The organism is Microbulbifer maximicatervae (SeqCode), assembly GCF_052467225.1.
In genome coordinates, this window is record NZ_CP174303.1 from 2,079,339 (window position 1) to 2,100,250 (window position 20,912).

The window sequence follows — 20,912 nt, forward strand, 5'->3', positions numbered from 1 at the left end:
CCAATTCTCATTGGCGGGGGTATTTTATTTTGTGGTCGCCGGGAGATTAGATCTCGGCAGCGAGACGTGAGCCCTGGTCGATAGCGCGCTTGGCATCGAGTTCTGCGGCTTCATCAGCGCCACCAATCAGGTGGGTGGTTACGCCGCGCTCTTGCAGAGCTTCGTATAGCTTGCGTGCGGGCTCCTGACCGGCGCAGACAATAATATTGTCGACTTCCAGTACCTTTTCCTCTTCGCCAACGCGGATATGCAGGCCTTTATCGTCAATTTTGTCATAAAGGGCACCGGCAATCATCTCTACCTTGCGATGCTGCAAGCTGCCGCGGTGAATCCAGCCGGTGGTTTTACCCAGGCCCGCGCCCACTTTGGTGGTTTTGCGTTGCAATAGGTATACCTGGCGCGGAGAGCTTACTGCTTCGCGAGGCTTCAGGCCGGAGCGATTCTCCAGGGCAATATCGACACCCCATTCGTTGAAGAACTCTTCCTTATCGCTGGCGACCACTTCATCTTCTGTGGAGTGGGGGCCATCGTGGGTCAGGTACTCCGCTACATCAAAGCCAATACCGCCGGCACCGATAATGGCAACCTTCTCGCCAACCGGCTTCTTGTGCTTCAGTACATCCAGGTAACCCAGGACTTTATCGCTCTCAATGCCGGGGATCGGTGGAGTGCGCGGCTCGATACCGGTAGCAATAATCACTTCATCAAAAGATTGCAGATCTTCCGCTGTGGCAATGGTATTAAGTTTTACTTCAACACCGGTGACTTCCAGGCGGCGCTTAAAGTAGCGCAGGGTTTCCTGGAATTCTGCCTTGCCGGGGATCTGCTTGGCGATATTGAACTGGCCACCAATCTTATCGCTGCCTTCGAACAGGGTTACTTCGTGTCCACGCTCTGCGGCAACGGTAGATGCGGCCATGCCCGCAGGGCCGGCGCCGATTACAGCTACCTTTTTCACGTTGTCGGTAGGCAGGTAGTTCAATTCGGTTTCGTGACAAGCGCGGGGGTTTACCAGGCAGGAGGTCAGTTTCAGCTGGAAAGTGTGGTCCAGACACGCTTGGTTACAGCCAATGCAAGTGTTGATCTCGTCGGCGCGGCCTTCGGCGGCTTTGTTGACAAACTCAGAGTCTGCCAGGAAGGGGCGTGCCATGGAGATCATGTCAGCCTGGCCGGAGGACAGAACTTCTTCGGCGACTTCCGGCACATTGATACGGTTGCTGGCAACTACCGGTATAGACAGGTGCTTTTTCACCTTGGCAGTAATGTCGGTAAATGCCGCGCGGGGAACACTGGTGGCAATAGTGGGAACGCGCGCTTCGTGCCAGCCGATACCGGTATTGATAATTGTGGCGCCAGCTTTTTCGATAGCCTGGCCCAGAGCCACTACTTCATCGAAGTCACTGCCATCTTCCACCAGGTCCAACATGGACAGGCGGTAAATAATAATAAAGTTCTCGCCGACGGCTTCCCGTACGCGGCGCACAACTTCGATCGGCAGGCGGATACGGTTTTCGAAGGAGCCGCCCCATTCATCGGTACGCTTGTTGGTGCGTTTCACGATGAACTGGTTAATAAAGTAACCCTCGGAGCCCATGATCTCCACACCATCGTAGCCGGCTTCGCGAGCCAGGGTGGCGCAGCGTACATAGTCATCGATCTGGCCTTCGATTTCCTCGCTGGTCAATTCGCGCGGGGTGAAGGGGTTGATCGGCGCCTGGATGGGAGAGGGTGCAATCAGGTTTTCGTTGTAGGCGTAACGGCCGGTGTGCAAGATCTGCATACAGATCTTGCCGCCCTCAGCGTGAACAGCATCGGTGACTTCGCGGTGCTGCTGGGCTTCTTCCGAAGTGGTCATCTTCGAAGCGCCCTGGAATACGCCACTCTCTTCGTTCGGGGCAATACCACCGGTTACAATCAGGCCAACGCCACCGCGGGCACGTTCGGCAAAAAAGGCCGCCAAACGGGTGAAGCCATTGGGGTGTTCTTCCAGGTTGGTGTGCATGGAGCCCATCAGCACCCGGTTTTTCAGGGTGGTGAAGCCCAGGTCCAGGGGGGCAAGCATATTAGGGTAGGCTTGGGACATGGCAAATTTCTCTTCTTGTAACCTTTAGGGTTCATTTATGTATATGCAAAAAGGTGCATATCGTTGCCCAGCAGGATAACAAGACGGCCCACTGTGAAACAGTGACTTAACCGGTCGAATTCAGTGATCAATTACGGGTCCCGTCTAACCTTGATGCGTCCCATTCTCATCTATAAATAAAGTGTTTTTTAAGGGTTCCCTGTCTCGACGTATACAGAGGCTCATTTACTCCTCTACCAAGCTTACCAACTTGTTTCGCAGCCATTGATTGGCGGGATCGTCGTGTTGATTTTTATGCCACAGCAGGTGCCAGTCCATTTGCGGTATTTGAAACGGAAGCTCAAACAATCGGGCTGAGTACTGTCGCGCCAGGCTGGCGGGGACTGTCAGTGCCAGGTCGGTTCTCAATACCACTAACGGTGCGACCCGGTAGTGCTGGACCCTCAATTTCACATTGCGACGGCGCCCTAACTTGTTCAGGGCAATATCTTCCAGGCCAGGACCACTGCGACGGCTGGAGACATGGATATGTTCCAGCTTCAGGTACTGTTCCAGGGTAAGGCTGGCGGAATCCGCCAAGGGGTGATCCTGGCGCAACATACACAGGTAGCGATCGTTCATCAGTCGCTGTTGTTTTATGTGTGGGGAAGTGGGTACGGGAACATCCAGGGCAAAGTCCAGGGTGTTGGCGGCCAGTTCCTTGACCAGCTGCTCCCTTGGGACCTGGAAAGACTCGACAGTAATACCTGGGGCCTCCTGCTCCAGCACCTCCAGCAGCCTAGGTAAAAGGAAAGTCTCCGCCATATCGTTCATGGAGAGCCGCAAGGTTTTTCTGGCTTCCTGTGGCACAAAATGACGCTGCTCGCTAAGGCTTGCCCCCAGTAGAGAAAGAGCTTCCTGGACCTTCGGCATAATACTTTCTGTCAGTGGCGTCGGTGCCATACCGGTGGGACTGCGAGTGAATAGTGGGTCGTCTAAGGTACGGCGAAGTCGTGCCAGAGCATTACTGACAGCCGGCTGGGTGATGTGTAGTTGCTCAGCGGCACGAGTCAGATTTCGGGTTGTGTATATCGCCTCCAGCACGGGAAAGAGGTTCATGTCGATTCGCTGTAATTGCATTGCTGCCACCGTCATCACTCTCATGAATGATTCAATATTCGCATAATAAACTTTGATGATTCAAATGCTGGGGATAGGGTTGGGGAGGTCAAAAGGGGAGGGAAATAGATGGCTGAATTTATTCTGGTACGTCACGGACAGGCTTCATTTGGGGCTGATGACTATGACAATCTCTCCGATACTGGCTGGCAACAGTCGCGCTGGCTGGGTGAATACTGGCGGGATAAGGGTATTCGTTTCGACCGGTTGCTGTGTGGCAACCTAACCCGGCACCGGCAAACTTTGGACGGAATTTGCGAGGGGCTGGAACTCCCCGGTGAAAATACCCGCAGTGTACTCCCCCAACTTAATGAATTTGATTTTCTAGCGGTTGCCAAGCATTACAGCGAGCTATACCCGGATCGGGCACCGGGAGCAGGTGCCAGTCGCGCCGATTTTTATCGATTCTTGAAGCAGGGGATGCTGGCTTGGGCCGCCGGTGACATCAGTCCACCGGAAACCTGGTCGCATTTTGAAGCCAGAATCGCAGATGCGCTTAAAAACATTTGCGATAGCCCCAAAGGCAGCCGAACCCTGGTTGTTAGTTCGGGTGGTGCCATTGCCATGATGTTGACGCAAATATTGGGCGGCTCAATTTCCACCGTCGCCAATCTCAATATGCAAATCCAAAACACAGCCGTTAGCCGTTTATTTTTCAGTGCAGAAAATATCAGTCTGCACAGTTTCAATCATGTGCCGCACCTGGATCGGGATGGGCGTCACGAACATATCACTTACAGTTGATTGGGCAGGTAGCGATGGAATTTGAATACTCAGACAAGGTAAAGGGACTGCTGGAACGCCTGCAAAATTTCATGCAGCAATATATTTATCCCGCCGAAGCGATATTTATGCAGCAGTTGCAGGAGGATCGCTGGGGAGAGCCGGCGATTTTGGCAGAATTAAAGATTAAAGCCCGGGAAGCGGAACTCTGGAATTTGTTCTTGCCGGATTCCCGTTACGGTGCCGGGCTCAATAACCTGGAGTATGCGCCCCTGGCTGAGGAAATGGGGAAAGTACTTTTTGCATCGGAGGTATTTAACTGTAATGCCCCGGATACCGGCAATATGGAAGTTTTGGCTCAATATGGTTCTGAGGCCCAGCGGGAACAATGGTTAACCCCGCTTTTGGATGGAAAAATTCGCTCTGCCTTTGCTATGACTGAACCCCGGGTTGCCTCCTCCGATGCCACTAATATCGAAACGTCGATTATCCGCGATGGCGATAGCTACGTTATTAACGGCCACAAGTTTTATATCAGTGGCCTGATGAATAAACGCTGTAAAGTGATGATTGTGATGGGTAAGACCGACCCGGAAAATCCCAATCGTCACCAGCAGCAATCGCAAATCCTGGTACCCACCGATACGCCTGGAGTCAAAATAGTTCGCCCGATGACGGTATTCGGTTATGACGATGCACCGGAAGGGCATGCGGAAGTGATTTTTGAAAATGTCCGGGTGCCCGCAAGCCATTTAATTCTTGGAGAGGGGCGCGGTTTTGAAATTGCACAGGGACGCTTGGGGCCGGGCAGGATACATCACTGTATGCGGTTAATTGGCCAGGCTCAAAGAGCGCTGGAGATGATGTCGGCACGCGCGGAGGAGCGCATAGTTTTTGGTCGCCCGATGAGCAAGCAGGGATCGGTGCGTGAAGATATTGCCAAATCCGCCTGCGAAATTGAGCAGGCACGCCTGCTGACTCTGAAGGCCGCTGCGCAAATGGATCGTTTGGGTAATAAGGCGGCCAAAGATTTAATCGCGATGATAAAAATTGTCGCGCCACAGATGGCTTGTAAGGTGATAGATCGCGCCATACAGATTCACGGCGCCGCGGGATTGGGGCAGGATTACAGTCTCGCCCATCACTATGCCTATGCTCGGACCATCCGTCTGGCGGATGGTCCCGATCAAGTTCATATGATGCAGTTGGGCAGAAACCTGGCAGCTCACTATGCCGCCGCAGAAAATCATGGAGGACTCAGTGACTGAGACGGTAAAGAATTTGCGCAGCTCTGTGGAAGAGCTGCCTGTTGAGCGACTGCAAGAATATTTGTCCAGCAAAGTCGACGGTTTCAATGGGCCTGTAACGGTCACCAAATTTCCCGGTGGCCAGTCTAACCCCACGTTCAAGTTGCAGACCCCGGCGCGATCTTATGTTTTGCGGCGCCAACCTCCGGGCAAGTTATTGAAATCTGCCCATGCCGTAGATCGGGAGTACCGGGTAATGTCGGCACTCGCCGATACTAAGGTACCGGTGCCCAAGGTATTGCACCTCTGTGAGGACCGGGACCTAATCGGTTCTATGTTTTATTTAATGGAATATTGTGAGGGCCGGATATTCTGGAATGCGGCACTGCCGGAAGTTGACGCCGAGCAGCGCAGTGCTATGTACGATGAAATGAATCGTGTACTGGCGGCCATGCACAGTTTGGATATTAATGCCGTCGGTCTTTCGGATTACGGCCGACCAGGTAATTACTTCCAGCGGCAGTTGGACCGCTGGAGCACTCAATATCGAGCCTCTGAGCTGGAGCCCATTGCCGCAATGGATGAGTTGATGGCCTGGTTGGGTGACGTTTTACCGGATGATGATGGGCGTATCGCATTGGTGCACGGTGATTACCGGCTCGATAATATGATTTTCCATCCTCAGGAGCCCAAGGTCATAGCGCTTTTGGATTGGGAACTTTCCACACTGGGACATCCCTATGCCGACCTCGCTTACCAGTGTATGCAAATGCGAATGCCCGCTGGCAAAGACAAAATGTCCGGCCTATTAGGCTTGGATATAAAGGCCTTGGGCATCCCCTCCGAAAAAGAGTATGTGGCCAAATACTGTCAGCGAATGGGTATTGATGGGATTGATAATTGGCCGTTTTATCTGGCATTTAGCTTCTTTCGCCTGGCAGCGATTGTTCAGGGGGTGGTGAAGCGTGCAAAAGACGGCAATGCCTCCAATAAAAATGCGGCAAAACTGGGAGCCCTGGTAGAACCCCTCGCACAAGCTGCATTGGATATCGCTGCTAACGGTTAACTTCTGAAATTATAAGGATAAGAAATGGCAAAGAATATTTTTGATCTCACGGGAAAAATTGCCCTGGTGACGGGTGCCAGTCGAGGTATTGGTGAGGCCATCGCAAAACTTTTGGCTGAGCAGGGTGCCCATGTTTTGGTTTCCAGCAGAAAAATTGAAGGGTGTCAGGCCGTAGCCGATGCAATTGTAGATGCCGGTGGCTGTGCCGATGCGATCCCCTGCCATATTGGCAATATGGATAATATCCAACAGGTTATCGGCGATATTCGCGAGCGATTTGGTCGCTTGGATATTTTGGTCAACAATGCGGCAACCAACCCTTATTTTGGTCATATTCTGGATACTGATCTAGCGGCCTTCGAAAAGACGGTAGAGGTCAATATACGCGGTTATTTCTTTATGTCGGTAGAAGCCGGCAAATTGATGCGAGAGCAGGGTGGTGGCGTTATTGTAAACACCGCCTCAGTGAATGCCTTGCAGCCGGGTGTTGGGCAGGGTATTTACTCAATTACCAAGGCGGCGGTGGTCAATATGACCAAAGCGTTTGCCAAGGAGTGTGCGCAATTTAATATCCGGGTGAATGCTTTACTACCAGGGCTTACAAAAACCAAATTCGCCGGGGCATTGTTTTCCCACGAGGATATTTATAAAACTGCGGTTGGCCATATTCCCATGCACCGCCATGCGGAGCCGGAAGAGATGGCGGGTACAGTTTTGTACTTGGTCTCCGATGCTTCCAGTTATACGACTGGAGAATGTGTCGTTGTGGATGGTGGTTTGACTTCTTGTGGGGGGATTTAACCATGCATGATCCAATTCTCGATTTTAGCGATAAAGTCGCACTGATTACCGGCGCTGCCAGTGGATTTGGAAAATTATTGGCCGAGGAACTTGGTTCTCGGGGCGCTCGTTTGGTATTGGGAGATATCAATGAAGAGGCCTTGATGCAGTTGGCGGACAAACTGGGAAGCCAAAATATTGCTGTGCGCGCCCAGCGCTGTGATGTTTCCCAAGAGTCTGATTGCGCTGCTCTGGCGCAACTGGCTCAGTCAGAGTTTGGACAGCTGGATATCGCTGTTAACAATGCTGGAATCGCGCCTCCGATGATGTCTCTTAAGCAGACAGATGAGGCCATGATGGATCTTCAGTACAACGTTAACCTTAAGGGGGTTTTCCTGGGGCTTAAACACCAGTTGCCCCTATTGAAGATGACCAGCGGAGCTGTACTGAATGTTTCCTCTATGGCAGGGCTGGGCGGTGCTCCCAAGATAGCCTCCTACGCAGCGGCAAAACATGGTGTGATCGGCCTGACCAAAACGGCAGCGATGGAAAACGCCAAGTACGGTATCCGTGTAAACGCGATTTGCCCCTTCTATTGTCTGACCCCGATGGTTACCGATATTGCAACTGAAGATGCCAGCCCTGAACAAGTTCAAGCGTTTCTCGCTGAGGGTTGCCCGATGAAACGCCTGGGTAAGCCGGAAGAAGTCGTAGCAGCCATGTTGATGCTGGTTTCCCCAAAAATGACTTACATTACCGGGCAGGCATTGGCGGTAGATGGCGGCCTCTCGGCTTATTGAGGTTGGGAGTCGCTGAGAAAGCGAATAGAGAATCGAAAAGGAGCCTTCGATGCCTGTAGAAATTTCACCTGATAGCCTCGGCTATTACGTTGGTTTTGAAACAGAGCCCACAGACTGGTTTGAAATTGACCAGCAGAGAGTTGATAGCTTTGCTGAGTGCACCTTGGATCGACAGTTTATTCATGTAGACCCAGAGGCCGCCGCCAAAACGCCTTTTGGGGGAACGGTTGCCCATGGTTTTCTCTCACTGTCACTGCTGCCTTATTTTGTAGGGGCTCTACAGATAACGGTTGCCGGTGCTTATATGGGGGTGAATTATGGTTTGGATAAAGTTCGCTTTATCAACCCGGTAAAGACCGGTAGCCGGGTGCGCGTCTTTGGGAAAATACTGGATATTACGGAGAAAAAAGAGTCTCAGTATCAAATCAAGCTGATGGTAACTATGGAAATAGAGGGCGAGGCGAAGCCAGCTTTAGTTGCAGAGTGGATTTTTCTGCAGATTACCTAGTGGGGTCAGTATAAGGCCGGACCACCATTTTTCTAAGTCGTGGTGGAAAGTGGTGGTTTCGATCTGTTTGAGAGTTGTTTAAGGCGAGTTTACATAAATGTTTCTTCTTGTTTAAGGGTGTTGAGACCCATGCGAACAATATTCAAGTGAGAAGCGGGAATACCTTTTTTGTAGTACTCACCAGTAAAGTCAAATTGTTGGACTTCGATAAATGGTGAGAATAGGGTGCATCCCCAATAGGGGTTGATACCCCACCAGCCATATTTCCCAGCGGTTCTGGGGTTTCTTTGAAAGAAGTTGTAAGCCCTTTTGATATTGTCATATTTGAGTTTGAATTTTCTTTTGTCATTGATGCTGTGGGCGTCAAATATCACCAGGCATTGTATAGAGATGCCTTGCCTGCCAAGTGCATTGGCGATTTTTATCGCAGCATTTCCCCCTCTGCTGTAGCCAAACAATATCGCTGCTTTTTTGCGCGAAACCCCATTTTTAAGGTAACGGTAAATAGTGAGCTTTCGTGTGTGGGAGAATATCCGCCCATGAAGTTGGTTGATTACTGACTTTAGTACTGGATTTTCTCCGGCAGAAGGACCACCGGCACCGTAGATGCCTACCACAGTGTAGTGGCTAAGTTGAGACTGTATAGGAAGTGAGAATTCGAACTGGCCGCTTGAACTTGATATCAGTTGTTTCTAGCTCCTTGAAGCCGTGCTCGATAAAATTCGGCAGTGACGCTTAGCACTTTTACGTAATTCATCGGGCAGGGATTCTTCACTTCCATCCTGCTGTTCAGTCCGCCAAAAGTGGCACAAGGCAACATACTCGCCACTATTTACCTGATTGCGTAGTACGAGCCAGGGATCTGGCGCTGGGGTAACTGCCATCACAGTTTCTTTCCAATCCCTTAACGCCGGCTCGTACAAATGCTGCTCGGTGGAATTTGCCTTGTGAGTGAAGGCACCTAGGTGTTGGGCTGGATGAAGAAGCAATAGCAAGGCGGTTACCAAGCTACAACTTACTGTTGCACGAGAGAGTAGATGATTGACGTTTACTTTCGGCTTATAGGTTTGGGCTGTTTTATATAGATCGTCATCCAGCTGCTGCGGGGAAGTCAACGTCTCGGCTTCTTTAAAATATTGATTTTCCCAATTGCTCATAGCATTAACTCGATTACTCTTCGATAACTTCTACTTGCCAAGGTCTTCTCTCCGAACCGTATATCGCTTCGTCCAGTGCGGTTCGGGCGCGATGATATAGGGTGCGGCATTTATTGAGAGAGAGCTGCTCGATATCGGCCACGGTTGCCAGTGGCAGCTTGCATTCCATATGCAGTAATAAAACATTGCGCAATTGAGAAGGTAAATTTTGAATCGCTGCGAGAATTCTATTCTGCTGGGGAGACTCTTGCGCGGATTTCTTCGAACTGGAAAATTCCTCAAGCTTGAGCAATTTATTGACTTGGATGTAAAGCCAACTTTTAAGCAGGCGCCCGTGCAGTTCTGGTGGATTTTCCAAAAGACCACGCCAGAGTTTTTGCAAGAGTAAAGTGGTTGAAGATGGCGCCATTTGCATACAGTAGCGATACAGGGAATCTTTATGGCGGCCGTAGAGTTGACGGAACACAGCAGGTTTGCGCGACTCCTTGTAGTATTGGAATAGCGCCTCGTCAGATAGCTGGCGTAACTCTTTGAGAGACAATGTCTTGAGCCTCCGTACGCAAATTATCCCGCCTCGAACCACTGGCCGAGTATTGGTTTATGCGGCGTCAATAAAGAAGATTGTAGTATGGTTCTGCGTCGCAATTATTCTCTGGCCAGTACTTATAATTTCAGCCGATGTCACGGTACGACAGATACGAATCTTCGGGCTTGCGAAGTATAGTTGCCCCTGGTTTGAGAGGTGGTTGCTCGGGTAAGGGCCAACGCCAGATTTATCAATAAGTGATTATGCGCCTAATTAAGCCATCAAACGTCAAAAAGAGGCTTGCTCCGGCAAGGGTAGTGGCAATTGAACAGGGCCTTGCCCCGCCCGGAGGTCTGTGAGTCGCAAGCCTACCCCAAGAAGGCGGATGGGAGCAGGGCGTTTTTCTCGACACTCCTGCAGTAGCTGGCGGAATTCAGAAATGCGCCCGGCACGGCTGCTGCGCTCGTGGGTGCTGGTAGTAAAATCCGCGTACTTTACTTTTACGGTGGCACCATTTACTTCGTAACGATCGCCGAGTTTTTCCAGCCGCTCCAGCAGACGCATATACAGCTCTGTCAGCTGTTCCAGCCATTCGTCAAAACTGGATAAGTCTTCGCGAAAGGTGCGCTCGACACTAACACTCTTGCGGGAGCCATCGCCGCTTACCGGGCGATCGTCAACACCACGGCAAAGGTCGTAAAGGCGGCGGCCAAATTTGCCAAACTTCTTACTCAGTTCAACTTGCGAAAAATTGCGTAAATCCGCGCAAGTGCGAATGCCTTGTCGATGCATTTTCTCTGCGGTTACCCGTCCCACGCCGTGAATTTTGTTGATAGGCAGGCGCAAAACAAATTGATCGACCTCGCTCGGCGTAATGACTGTCAATCCGTCGGGTTTCTGCCAATCACTGGCAATTTTGGCCAGGAATTTATTCGGAGCCACCCCGGCAGAAATTGTGATGCCCAGGGTATCGCGCACCCGTTGCCGGATTTCCTCAGCGATTAGGGTAGCGCTGCCGTGGCAGCGGCCACTGTCGGTGACATCCAGGAAGGCTTCGTCCAGGGATAGGGGCTCAATATCATCGCAGTAGTCGAGAAATATCTCCCGTATCTGCCCGCTGACCTCTCGGTACTTAGCCATGTTGCCGGGTACTACAATCAAATCAGGGCACAGTTTCTTGGCCTGGGCGGTAGGCATTGCGGAGCGAACCCCATAGCTGCGGGCTTCATAGTTGCAGGTAGAGATCACTCCGCGGCGGTCGCTACTGCCTCCAACGGCCAAGGGGCGTCCACGAAGATTGGGATCGTCACGCATTTCGACCGAAGCGTAGAAGCAGTCACAATCACAGTGGATAATCTTTCTCATGCTGTGATTATATACAGTGTTATGTCGTGCCAGAAAGTAATTTATGCCACTTGGACACCCGGCGATGACAGGTAGGTGAATAATGAGCAGTATTCCGTTGGTCGAGCACCCAACTTCCGATGATGTAGCCAGGGTTTTTGCTGAGATTGATGACGAGCTGGGGGGAATCCCCAGTCTGTTCCGTGTCTACGCCCAACACCCGGGATTGCTTGAGGCAAACTGGTACAAGTTTAAGACGGTGATGATTCACGGCTGTTTGTCGGCGCAGCTGAAAGAAGCCATTGGCCTGGCAGTCTCAGCCGATAACCACTGTGACTATGGCATTTACCATCACAGTATGTCTCTGCAAATGCTTGGGGTGGAAACGGATGAAGTGATGCGGATTCGCACTGACCCCAAGCATGTGCACTTTTCTGAAAAAGAGCACGCCCTGTTTGACTTGGCGCGCAATGCCAACAGCGCCCCTGATGACCATCGCGAGCACCTGATCGCCGCTGCGCGAAAGCTTGGTGCCGGTGATGATGAGATTCTTGAGGCGTTGGGGGTAATGGAGATGGTACTGGGGGCCAATCACATTGCTGAAGTACTCAGCCTGGCGCCGACCCGAGTGCCTCACAAGAAGTAATAACAGGCGCCCTTGGGCGGCTGTTCTACTTGGGTCTGCCGAAAATCAGTGCCAGCACAAACATCACAAGGAAAATAAAGAAGAGAATCTTGGCTATTTCAGTTGCGGTCGAAGCGATGCCACTAAAGCCAAAGAAGGCGGCGATCAGCGCAATAACCAGGAAGGTGACAGCCCAGCGCAACATAAGAGGCTCCCAATAGAGTGGAGGGAGCCTTGGGCTCCCGTTCCGCTAATTGATAGAGTCCCGCTCCACAGGTTCCAAATGGTCGCCTGCTTTCATCAGGGTTAGTTGCTCCAGTGTGGCAAACTGGAAGCCCTTTTGCCTGAGTTGCGCAGTAATGAGGGGCAGGGCCTCCATTACCTGATGGTGCTGACCATACATGGGATGCAGCAGAACCACACTTCCGTCTTTTGCCTTTTGGGATATATAGTCAGCTGCGACTTGAGCGCCGCCTGCTTGCAGTTGCTCAGTAGGATCGATATCCCAGTGAGCAATCTTGAACTGGTGATCGCTTAAAAGCGTGCCCAGCTCGTCAGACATCTTTCCGTGAGGAGGGAGAAACATGGGCTTGTTGGTATAGCCATTACTTTGTAGTAGCCGACAGGTTTTTTTAATCTCTTCCTTGGCACTACTCAAAGGCATCAGGGAAAGGTTTGTGTGTGAGTAACCATGGTTACCTAACTGATGTCCAGCCTGAATGATTGCCTGGGTCTGCTCCGGGTACCTTTCCATTTCCTGCCCTGTAGGGAAAAAAGTGGCGGTCACTTCCAAAGATTCGAGCCGCTTTAACAGTGTCTCGGTTTTGTCGGGGGAGGGCCCCTCATCAAAAATAAGCGCTACCCATTTATCCTTGCCGGTAATTGCCTGGGCACAGGTTGAAAATACAAAAAGCCAAATGCAAATAGCATTAATTATTATTTTCATTTTTTGGGGTTTCCACAGATAGAAAAAAAGCCGTCAATGACGGCTTTTTTTCTTTGAACTTGTTTAGCGCTCCAGCTGGTCCAGCTTGCCCTTCTTGCCGTCCCACTCCTCGGCATCCGGTAATGGGTCTTTCTTCTCAGTAATATTGGGCCATACCTCGGCGAGTTCTGCGTTCAACTCGATAAATTCCTGCTGATCGTCCGGAACCTCATCCTCAGAGAAAATCGCGTTGGCGGGGCACTCCGGCTCACACAGGGCGCAGTCGATACACTCGTCTGGGTGAATTACCAGGAAGTTGGGGCCTTCGTAAAAACAGTCTACCGGGCAAACCTCTACACAGTCGGTGTATTTACACTTAATGCAGTTTTCCCCAATTACGAATGTCATGTTTGTCCCTCGATAGTGCCACTGAATTCTTTGTGCAGCGGATTTTATCAATTACTGGCGCGAATTGTAGTGGCTTTTCAGTCGATTTAGTTCACTGTTTATAACAGGATGAATTAGGCGACCAGGGCCGCCCGGTCTTTTACTTCAGTAACTTGCGTAAAGAATAGAGCGCTTCCAGTGCCTGGCGTGGCGTCAAATCGTCCGGATCAAGCTCCTCAAGGGCATCTACGGCCGGGTGGCTTGAGCTGCCAAACAGATCTACCTGCTGGGGGGAGCCAGGGGCTGCAGCCACTGGTACAGAGGCTTCTTCCGGCTCCTGATTGAGGGCCGGTGCAGACGCAGCAATAGGAGCGGGCACATCAACCGACTGGGCGCCGGCTTCCAATGCCGCCAAGCGCGCGCGGGCCTCGGTCAATACATCACTGGGGATACCGGCCAGTTTGGCCACCTGCAACCCGTAGCTCTTAGAGGCGGGCCCTTCCTGGATACGGTGCAGGAAGACAATTCCCTCGCCGTGCTCGGTGGCATCCAAGTGGATGTTGGCGGCCTCAGAGCATTGGCTGGGCAGGTCAGTCAGTTCAAAGTAATGGGTGGCGAACAGCGTAAAGGCGCGCACTTCCCCTGCCAGGTAGTGGGCACAGGCCCAGGCCAAGGACAGGCCGTCGTAAGTGCTGGTACCACGGCCAATCTCATCCATCAGTACCAAGCTGTGCTCGGTGGCATTGCGCAGGATATTGGCGGTCTCGGTCATTTCCACCATAAAGGTGGAGCGGCCACCGGCCAGGTCATCGGCACTGCCGATGCGAGTGAAGATACGATCCAGCAGGCCGATCTGGGCACTGTCGGCGGGCACGTAACTGCCGCAGTGGGCCAACAGGGCAATCAATGCTGTCTGGCGCATATAGGTAGATTTACCGCCCATGTTCGGGCCGGTAATTACCAGCATGCGGCGGTCATTGTGCAAATCAATATCGTTGGCCACAAAAGGCTCGTCCAATACCTGCTCCACCACCGGGTGGCGCCCGCCGGTAATATGCAGACCAGGCTCAGTGCCCAGTTCGGGACGGCACAGGCGCAAATCGTCAGCGCGCTCGGCCAAGCAGGCCAGCACGTCTAATTCGGAGATACCTGCTGCGGCGGCTTGGAGCTCTGCCAGGGACTCATTCAACTGATTGATCAGCTCTTCGTACAGCGCCTTTTCACGAGCTAGCGCGCGGCTCTTGGCGGAGAGTGCCTTGTCTTCAAACTCCTTCAGTTCGGGCGTGATAAAGCGCTCGGCATTCTTTAGGGTCTGGCGGCGAATATATTCAGCTGGCGCCTTATCGCTTTGCCCGCGACTGATTTCAATAAAGTAGCCGTGCACCCGGTTGTAACCCACCTTAAGGGTGGGAATACCGGTGCGCTCTTTTTCCCGCTGCTCCAGTTGCACCAGGTAATCGCCGGCGTTTTCACTGATAGCGCGCAGCTCGTCCAGTTCTTCGTCGTAGCCGGTAGCAATAACGCCACCGTCGCGAATTACTACCGGAGGGTTTTCAATAATGGCATCTTGCAGCAGCTCTACGGTTTCTGGCCACTCGCCGATCTGGCTGCACAATTCACTCAATAAAGTTGCGTCAGATTCCGCCAACTGTTGCTGAATTTCCGGCAATTGAGCCAGGGACTGGCCCAGGCGAGCCAAATCCCGAGGGCGTGCAGAGCGCAGTGCCAAACGGCCCAGGATTCGCTCCATATCGCCCACAGGTTTGAGGGCATCACGCAGAGGCTCAAAGCCATAATCGGCAATTAATGCTGCGATGGCATCCTGGCGGTTGCGCAAGGTAGTCAACTGGCGCAAGGGGTTGTTAAACCAGCGGCGCAGCAAGCGGCTACCCATAGCGGTTTTACAGCTATCGAAGACCGACAATAGGGTATTGTCATCGCCACCGTTCAGGTTCAGATCAATCTCCAGATTGCGGCGGCTGGCACCATCCAAGGCGACTGTCTCTTCACCACTTTCCGTCAGCAGGCCGCGAATATGGGGCAGCTCGGTACGCTGGGTGTCCCGTGCGTATTGCAGCAAACAGCCGGCAGCGATCACAGCACCGTGCATATGGCTGCACCCAAAGGCTTCGAGGTTCATGGTGCCGAATTGTTGGTTGAGCAGACGCAAAGCGCTCTCCAGCTCGAACTCCCAAGGTGCACGGCGGCGCACGCCCGCGCGGCGCTCGATTTCAACCGGCAGGCTAAGGTCTTCCGGCGCAAGCAGTTCAGCGGGATTGTGGCGCTGCACCTGCTCGGCCAGGGCTTCCAGAGTATCTGTTTCCTGAACCACAAAACGACCGGTTGCCAAGTCCAGCAGTGCCAGGCCAAATACATCGCCCAAGTGTGAAATAGCAGCCAGGAGGTTATCGCGGCGATCGTTGAGAAGTGCCTCGTCGGTAACCGTACCAGGGGTAACAATACGCACTACCTGGCGTTCAACCGGCCCCTTGCTGGTGGCGGGATCACCGATTTGTTCACAGATGGCAACGGAAACACCAGCTTTAATCAGTCGCGCCAAGTAGCCCTCAGCTGCATGGTATGGAATACCGGCCATGGGTATAGGCTCACCCCCGGACTTACCACGGGCAGTAAGGGTGACATCCAACAGCTCAGCCGCCTTCTTGGCATCATCAAAGAACAGTTCGTAAAAGTCCCCCATGCGGTAGAACACCAACTCTTGGGGATGCTGGGCCTTGATGCGCATGTATTGCTGCATCATAGGGGTGTGTTCGGGTTTCGCGGCCTTGGTCTTGTTTGCGGTTTTTGGCATTTTTTCTAAGAAAATCAGTAAGTTACAAAAGTGTTCGCAAACCCCAAGAGCCCCGCAGGAGTGGCGGCCGGCTCAGATTGGGGTAGGGGGCAGGTTTCCTCGGGGGCTTAATAAGCAGAAGCGTTCGATCAAATAATGAACGGCAAGCCCAAACCTGATGTTCTTGAAGCATGCAATCGGGATAGATCTGAACAGAAAGGTCCAGGCTAAAGTTCGAAGGGCTTCTTTATAGGGGGCGCAGAATAGCAGAGTGGGGGGCAAACCACTATGGATGGCTTATCAACTGCAAGTGAAATGGCCAGCAGCGACCCTGTGATTTTATGAGAGCCTTGTAGGGAAGCGGGACGTTTTCGTCTTTGAGGTAGGGATCGTCACTTTTCTTTGCTCTAATGAATCTGCTGCTGATCTCAACAAAAAAGATTCCTGACTCAGTAAGGTCGAGTACTAAGCAAGCCAATTCTTTACGCGGTAGCGCATCCCTCCAGCTGGGACATATGTGCATAGTAGGCTGATGAAATACAGTACTGATAACTAAGTCCTGCTTCGTATATCAGAATTCAAAAGACGCTGCTCCTATTTCTGGGGAAAATTCTATAACTTGTTGATTTTTAAAGGATGTGAAAAATGATATAAAGCAGGGGGAGCGCGGAATTATAAAGACGCTGCTTTATATCTACTTGTTTCGTTTCGTGCCACTCAATGTATTTTTTTGATTTTATTGGGTTTTTAAGCGGGCTTTGATTGAGGGCAGTAGAATTATAGAGAAGGGTGATATATAGAAGCTGCTTTTGAATTAACTGTTAAGGTATAGGATGGATATCGTGCATTTACTCAAAGATTACAAGGAGACCATGATCGCGTGTGCAATCCTCCTAATAATTGGGTTGCCTCGGCACGGAGCAGTCGTCTTAGTAATTGCCTTCTTTTTCATTATTCCCTTAGCTTTACAAAATATATTTTACATCTATAAAGATCCGAAGAGCATAAAGCTTCGATGTGCGAGAATGTCTATATGGTTCGCATCGGTGTTTCTTATATTGGCCCACCATGTTTACCTACATAATGATGCGAGAGCCATAGCTGATCGAGCAAAGAATGAAGTTGTTCAATTCTACAACCAGAATGATAAATATCCAGATAGCCTTTCAGTTACAACGTTAGAGATTGATAGCCACAAGAAAATTGGTCTTTACTATTCAATAAATGAAGGAAAACCAATGTTATTTTATCGTGTAACATGGATTCCTTTTGAAACGTATCAATTAGATTTCAAAGCGTTACAATGGATTCAACACGGTTAAAATATCAGGCAAGCCTTAACAAGCGGCTGCAATCTGACCTCCGGCTACTGTCACCTTTTTTGCAAAGAACCGCAAAAAAGGCGCCAGTAGCCTCCGGCAGTTGAGCCGGGCGTTATGTCTCTTTGAGATTGAGAATTAAAGAATGGAAAAAACTGGTAACAGAGAGCATCACTATTGCATGACTAGAATAATACTTCCGAAAGTAATATTTAGTGATGCAGTTGAAAATTTTGTAGCGGCTATCCATCGAGATGGTCGAGATGTGATTTCTAATATTTGGGATAGTTTTGCAGATAAGCTCCCTGAAAATGAAATTATATCCAGTGAAGAAATCGATGTTTTCGTTGATGACCTTGAAAAAGGAGTGGTGCTCACAACAATCAAGCTACCTACGCCTATTCAGAGAAACGAAACATACTACATAGGTCTAGTAAAACCAAAGGGTAGTGAGATTTATAGATGTTTCAGTTTGGAGTATTCCGTTAATCCAATGAATGGTGAGGTGGGCACAATGCTTACAGAGAGATCGCAAGATAGCCGAGCAAATCATGGGCCTGGCCCAGCTCCAAACAAGGAGTTATTTGTCAAAGCAGTTTCTAATTTAGTGGTAAGTAGAAAGTCTCCGGTAAGCTTTATCAAAGACTTGTTTAAGACATAACAAGGCGATGAATTTCGTTCCGGCCCTACGGGCCTCCACCGGACTGGCCACGCTTCGCGCGCCCAGCCGATTATCGCGGCGTGTGTGCCAGGCATGGCATTTAACTAGAGAGGTGAAAGTCCTCTTACCAGGTATTCGTGGAGCCGAAGGTTAGCGAAAGGGCAAGGTTAATATCGCGAGGTATTGGCTGGAGGAAGCCCAACGCAAATTCACGGGGTGATGAACAAGAACTGGATATGAGGTGTGACGTAGGCGGAGCCAGTGGGCACGTGACCATAAAGCTCTCCATCCACAATTGGCCTTCGTTTTATAAATCCAGCATCTACGTGAAGAAAGTTAAATGTCTTACCCTGGGAGGTCTATGGGTTGTTAATGGAGTAACTGAAAACTGAGAGATTGGTTTTGACCGATCCATAGAAGTCAGCAGAAGGCATAGTAGGTAGATTTCGTGCTACTGAAGGCCTGAACAATTCTGGACAGTATTATTAATGCAGAGCTTGATGACTGCATCTGACAAGTAACTTAGTTGCCAGAAAAAAAAACATTTTTTTTCTGGGTGAACATCAAACTGGAAACTTAATCATACATTGTCCAATTTCCCATCTCTTTTAATGCAGCGAATTCTAGATAGGAATAATCTGTTTCGAGCATTACAACAAGTTTCTCGTAACCAGGGTGCGCCAGGTCTCGATGGTATGACGGTAAAACAACTGCCGGAACATCTTAAGCAGACTTGGATTGCTACCCGACAAAAGGTGCTTAGTAGTAGTTATCGTCCTCAACCGGTGAAACGCGTCTTTATACCAAAAGGCAATGGAGGCCTGCGTCCATTGGGTATACCAACGGTGCAAGATAGATTGATCCAGCAAGCTATCGCACAGATACTCAGTGAGCAATGGGAACCAAAGTTTCATGCTCTTAGTTTTGGTTTTAGACCAAATCGATCAGCGCACCAGGCGATTAGACAGGTCCAAAACTTTGTCCGGCAAGGAAAGCGCTGGACGATCGATATGGACTTGAAATCCTTCTTTGATGAAGTGAATCATGACAGGCTCATGCTAACATTGAAGCAAAGTGGAATACCGGCTGATGTGCTGGGGTTGATAAACCGATACCTAAAAGCGCCAACGGTAGTCGACGGCAAGGTAATAGCTACAACAAAAGGCGTCCCGCAAGGTGGGCCGTTATCTCCGCTTCTAGCGAATATTGTGCTTAATGAACTGGACTGGGAGCTGCACAAGCGGCAACTCAGTTTTGTACGATATGCCGATGATTTTCAAATACTGGTGGGAAGTCGCCGGTCTGCAGAGCGGATAAAAGTAAGCCTTACGCACTTCATCAAATGTAAGCTGAAGCTCACAGTAAATACTGAGAAGAGTGCAGAGGATCACTTCTGGAAGCGGAGCTTTCTAGGATTTAGATTGCTGAAGAAGGATGCCCGGATAAAGGTATCAGAATCATCGATTAATAAATTGAAGGCAAAGATCAGAATGGTCACCCGCCGAACACGAGGCCGCAAGTTTACTCAGATCATAGAAGAGTTAAAGAAGTCCCTGCTTGGTTGGAAAGCGTACTTTGACATCAGTGAAGTACTGAGCCCTCTGAAAGATCTGGACAAGTGGATAAGGCGGAAGTTGCGATGTTATTTATGGAAGCAATGGGGACGTAATGGTTACCGCAGATTAAGAAGGCTGGGCGTTGATCGTTTTTTAGCGCGGAACACGGCCAAATCAGCACATGGACCATGGAGGCTAAGCAAAAGTCCTGCCCTTTACAGAGCATTGCCAAATAGATACTTTAGGAACTTGGGGCTGCCGGAATTGGCAGATAGGAAGGGGAATAGAATTGAACCGCCATGGTACGTGACCCGTATGCCTGGTGGTGTGGGAGGAGGGGCATCGTGAGGTGCCTCCCTATCCCGATTAAGCATCAGATGAAGCTATGAGCATCGAAAAGGAAGCGAAAGAGTTCAAAGTAAAAACAGGGATAGAACTCCCTGTATCTTTAATTGAACTCTACAAAGAAAAAGGAAATGGCGGCTTTGGCCCGGATTATGGCATGCTCGGAATTGTTACCGGTCACAAAACCGACTTAGATGACTCGATCTTAAGTCTATATCAGAGTTTTCGTTCTGATGACCCAGATGATTCAAACTGGGTTTGGCCAACGGAACTAATCCCATTTATCCATGTTGGGTGTGCAATCCACTATTGTATCGACTCTGCGAGCAGAACTAATAGAGTCATTGAATTCGATCCAACAGACTATGATCCAGGGGTAGGTCCCAAAGACCATTTCAAAGAGGTTTGTCCCTCGTTTAAGGAATGGGTAGCAAGCAATGTGTAAATGCTATACAAGTCAATCAACTTCGCGCCTACGGCGCCGGACAGCTAAAAGCGTGGCTTCGCCACAACGCTGCCGGTTATTGAGGCGTTATGTTTCGAATCATGGTTAAAGAAGATCTTAAGATCGCATTATTTGAAGCCGCTAGTTACTTTCGGTCTCGTGGTATCCGCGAATGGGAACTTGAAGCCCTAGGAGCGGTAAATAAAATAGAGAGAAATGACTTTAGCTTTTTAGAAGATCTTTGGATTAAATATGCACCAACTTGTGATATTGACGATTTGCTGGTCACAGAATATGCAACCGAAGATGAAGATAAGGTAAATAAGCTAAACACCCAGTTAGCAGAGATCGCAAATAAAGTGTTTGCGTTACTAGAAAGAGTAAAGTGTGAAAAAACATAACAAACAGCAGCACGATCGCCCGCAAACTGCGCGGGCTGGACGGCCTACGCATCACTTCGGCCGCC

General features: G+C 50.4%; 22 protein-coding genes. 12 read left to right on the forward strand and 10 right to left on the reverse strand.

What is annotated here, in order from left to right:
• Nucleotides 1–46 precede the first annotated feature (46 nt).
• Together ACJJIZ_RS09030 and ACJJIZ_RS09035 are read right to left on the reverse strand one after the other, a co-directional pair.
• The gene (locus ACJJIZ_RS09030) at nucleotides 47–2,083 is read right to left on the reverse strand and encodes an oxidoreductase (protein ID WP_413664906.1); all 2,037 of its coding nucleotides are present in this window, start codon (nucleotides 2,081–2,083) and stop codon (nucleotides 47–49) included.
• A gap of 225 nt (nucleotides 2,084–2,308) precedes the next feature.
• Entirely contained in the window at nucleotides 2,309–3,202 is an 894-nt protein-coding gene (locus ACJJIZ_RS09035; protein WP_444915918.1) for a LysR family transcriptional regulator, read from the reverse strand.
• A gap of 108 nt (nucleotides 3,203–3,310) precedes the next feature.
• Here ACJJIZ_RS09035 and ACJJIZ_RS09040 point away from each other — a divergent pair, with 108 nt between their 5' ends.
• Genes ACJJIZ_RS09040 through ACJJIZ_RS09065 form a run of 6 tightly spaced genes read left to right on the forward strand, consistent with a single transcriptional unit; the run spans nucleotide 3,311 to nucleotide 8,365 of the window.
• Entirely contained in the window at nucleotides 3,311–3,985 is a 675-nt protein-coding gene (locus ACJJIZ_RS09040; RefSeq protein WP_444915919.1) for a histidine phosphatase family protein, read from the forward strand.
• Nucleotides 3,986–3,999: 14 nt separating this feature from the next.
• Nucleotides 4,000–5,232, forward strand: coding sequence for an acyl-CoA dehydrogenase family protein (locus ACJJIZ_RS09045; RefSeq protein WP_444915920.1), 1,233 nt, complete (start codon nucleotides 4,000–4,002; stop codon nucleotides 5,230–5,232).
• Nucleotides 5,225–6,277 (forward strand): phosphotransferase, encoded by a 1,053-nt coding sequence (locus tag ACJJIZ_RS09050; protein ID WP_444915921.1) that lies wholly within the window; start codon nucleotides 5,225–5,227, stop codon nucleotides 6,275–6,277. Before ACJJIZ_RS09045 ends, ACJJIZ_RS09050 begins: the two co-directional genes overlap by 8 nt.
• 24 nt (nucleotides 6,278–6,301) lie before the next feature.
• On the forward strand, nucleotides 6,302–7,078 hold the full coding sequence (locus ACJJIZ_RS09055) for an SDR family oxidoreductase (protein WP_108732333.1): 777 nt from the start codon (nucleotides 6,302–6,304) through the stop codon (nucleotides 7,076–7,078).
• A 2-nt stretch (nucleotides 7,079–7,080) separates the two neighbouring features.
• A complete protein-coding gene (locus ACJJIZ_RS09060; protein ID WP_413664910.1) occupies nucleotides 7,081–7,857 on the forward strand; it encodes an SDR family NAD(P)-dependent oxidoreductase in 777 nt (258 codons plus the stop codon).
• A gap of 49 nt (nucleotides 7,858–7,906) precedes the next feature.
• Nucleotides 7,907–8,365 carry a MaoC family dehydratase gene (locus tag ACJJIZ_RS09065; protein WP_444915922.1) on the forward strand — a complete coding sequence of 153 codons (459 nt, stop codon included), beginning with the start codon at nucleotides 7,907–7,909 and terminating at the stop codon, nucleotides 8,363–8,365.
• Between the two features lie 89 nt (nucleotides 8,366–8,454).
• Here the strand turns inward: ACJJIZ_RS09065 and ACJJIZ_RS09070 are convergent, their stop codons facing one another.
• The 4 genes from ACJJIZ_RS09070 to dinB form a co-directional block, all read right to left on the reverse strand.
• A complete protein-coding gene (locus ACJJIZ_RS09070; RefSeq protein ID WP_444915923.1) occupies nucleotides 8,455–8,982 on the reverse strand; it encodes a hypothetical protein in 528 nt (175 codons plus the stop codon).
• A 75-nt stretch (nucleotides 8,983–9,057) separates the two neighbouring features.
• Nucleotides 9,058–9,522, reverse strand: a complete 465-nt coding sequence (locus ACJJIZ_RS09075) for a hypothetical protein (RefSeq protein ID WP_413664913.1) — start codon at nucleotides 9,520–9,522, stop codon at nucleotides 9,058–9,060.
• A 13-nt stretch (nucleotides 9,523–9,535) separates the two neighbouring features.
• Nucleotides 9,536–10,063: an RNA polymerase sigma factor gene (locus ACJJIZ_RS09080; protein WP_444915924.1), complete on the reverse strand. Its 528-nt coding sequence runs from the start codon at nucleotides 10,061–10,063 to the stop codon at nucleotides 9,536–9,538.
• Nucleotides 10,064–10,336: 273 nt separating this feature from the next.
• The gene (gene dinB / locus ACJJIZ_RS09085) at nucleotides 10,337–11,413 is read right to left on the reverse strand and encodes a DNA polymerase IV (protein ID WP_444915925.1); all 1,077 of its coding nucleotides are present in this window, start codon (nucleotides 11,411–11,413) and stop codon (nucleotides 10,337–10,339) included.
• An 82-nt stretch (nucleotides 11,414–11,495) separates the two neighbouring features.
• Here dinB and ACJJIZ_RS09090 point away from each other — a divergent pair, with 82 nt between their 5' ends.
• Nucleotides 11,496–12,038: a carboxymuconolactone decarboxylase family protein gene (locus tag ACJJIZ_RS09090; RefSeq protein WP_444898118.1), complete on the forward strand. Its 543-nt coding sequence runs from the start codon at nucleotides 11,496–11,498 to the stop codon at nucleotides 12,036–12,038.
• 25 nt (nucleotides 12,039–12,063) lie between these two features.
• Here ACJJIZ_RS09090 and ACJJIZ_RS09095 read toward each other — a convergent pair whose 3' ends face one another.
• The 4 genes from ACJJIZ_RS09095 to mutS form a co-directional block, all read right to left on the reverse strand.
• Nucleotides 12,064–12,222, reverse strand: a complete 159-nt coding sequence (locus tag ACJJIZ_RS09095; protein WP_282931841.1) for a DUF1328 domain-containing protein — start codon at nucleotides 12,220–12,222, stop codon at nucleotides 12,064–12,066.
• Nucleotides 12,223–12,267: 45 nt separating this feature from the next.
• Nucleotides 12,268–12,963, reverse strand: coding sequence for a polysaccharide deacetylase family protein (locus ACJJIZ_RS09100; RefSeq protein ID WP_444915926.1), 696 nt, complete (start codon nucleotides 12,961–12,963; stop codon nucleotides 12,268–12,270).
• Between the two features lie 63 nt (nucleotides 12,964–13,026).
• Complete coding sequence (fdxA, locus tag ACJJIZ_RS09105; protein WP_108732342.1) at nucleotides 13,027–13,350, reverse strand: ferredoxin FdxA; 324 nt, start codon at nucleotides 13,348–13,350, stop codon at nucleotides 13,027–13,029.
• A gap of 139 nt (nucleotides 13,351–13,489) precedes the next feature.
• The gene (gene mutS / locus ACJJIZ_RS09110) at nucleotides 13,490–16,141 is read right to left on the reverse strand and encodes a DNA mismatch repair protein MutS (RefSeq protein ID WP_444915927.1); all 2,652 of its coding nucleotides are present in this window, start codon (nucleotides 16,139–16,141) and stop codon (nucleotides 13,490–13,492) included.
• 1,037 nt (nucleotides 16,142–17,178) lie between these two features.
• On the opposite strand from mutS, the gene ACJJIZ_RS09115 reads away from it, so the two are divergent.
• The 5 genes from ACJJIZ_RS09115 to ACJJIZ_RS09135 all read left to right on the forward strand — a co-directional run bounded on the left by ACJJIZ_RS09115 (nucleotide 17,179) and on the right by ACJJIZ_RS09135 (nucleotide 20,847).
• Nucleotides 17,179–17,442 carry a hypothetical protein gene (locus ACJJIZ_RS09115; RefSeq protein ID WP_444915418.1) on the forward strand — a complete coding sequence of 88 codons (264 nt, stop codon included), beginning with the start codon at nucleotides 17,179–17,181 and terminating at the stop codon, nucleotides 17,440–17,442.
• A 142-nt stretch (nucleotides 17,443–17,584) separates the two neighbouring features.
• Complete coding sequence (locus ACJJIZ_RS09120; RefSeq protein WP_444915928.1) at nucleotides 17,585–18,100, forward strand: hypothetical protein; 516 nt, start codon at nucleotides 17,585–17,587, stop codon at nucleotides 18,098–18,100.
• Between the two features lie 611 nt (nucleotides 18,101–18,711).
• The gene (gene ltrA, locus ACJJIZ_RS09125) at nucleotides 18,712–20,004 is read left to right on the forward strand and encodes a group II intron reverse transcriptase/maturase (RefSeq protein WP_444916197.1); all 1,293 of its coding nucleotides are present in this window, start codon (nucleotides 18,712–18,714) and stop codon (nucleotides 20,002–20,004) included.
• Nucleotides 20,005–20,041: 37 nt separating this feature from the next.
• Entirely contained in the window at nucleotides 20,042–20,446 is a 405-nt protein-coding gene (locus tag ACJJIZ_RS09130; protein WP_444915929.1) for an SMI1/KNR4 family protein, read from the forward strand.
• 101 nt (nucleotides 20,447–20,547) lie between these two features.
• On the forward strand, nucleotides 20,548–20,847 hold the full coding sequence (locus tag ACJJIZ_RS09135) for a hypothetical protein (RefSeq protein WP_444915930.1): 300 nt from the start codon (nucleotides 20,548–20,550) through the stop codon (nucleotides 20,845–20,847).
• Nucleotides 20,848–20,912 lie beyond the last annotated feature (65 nt).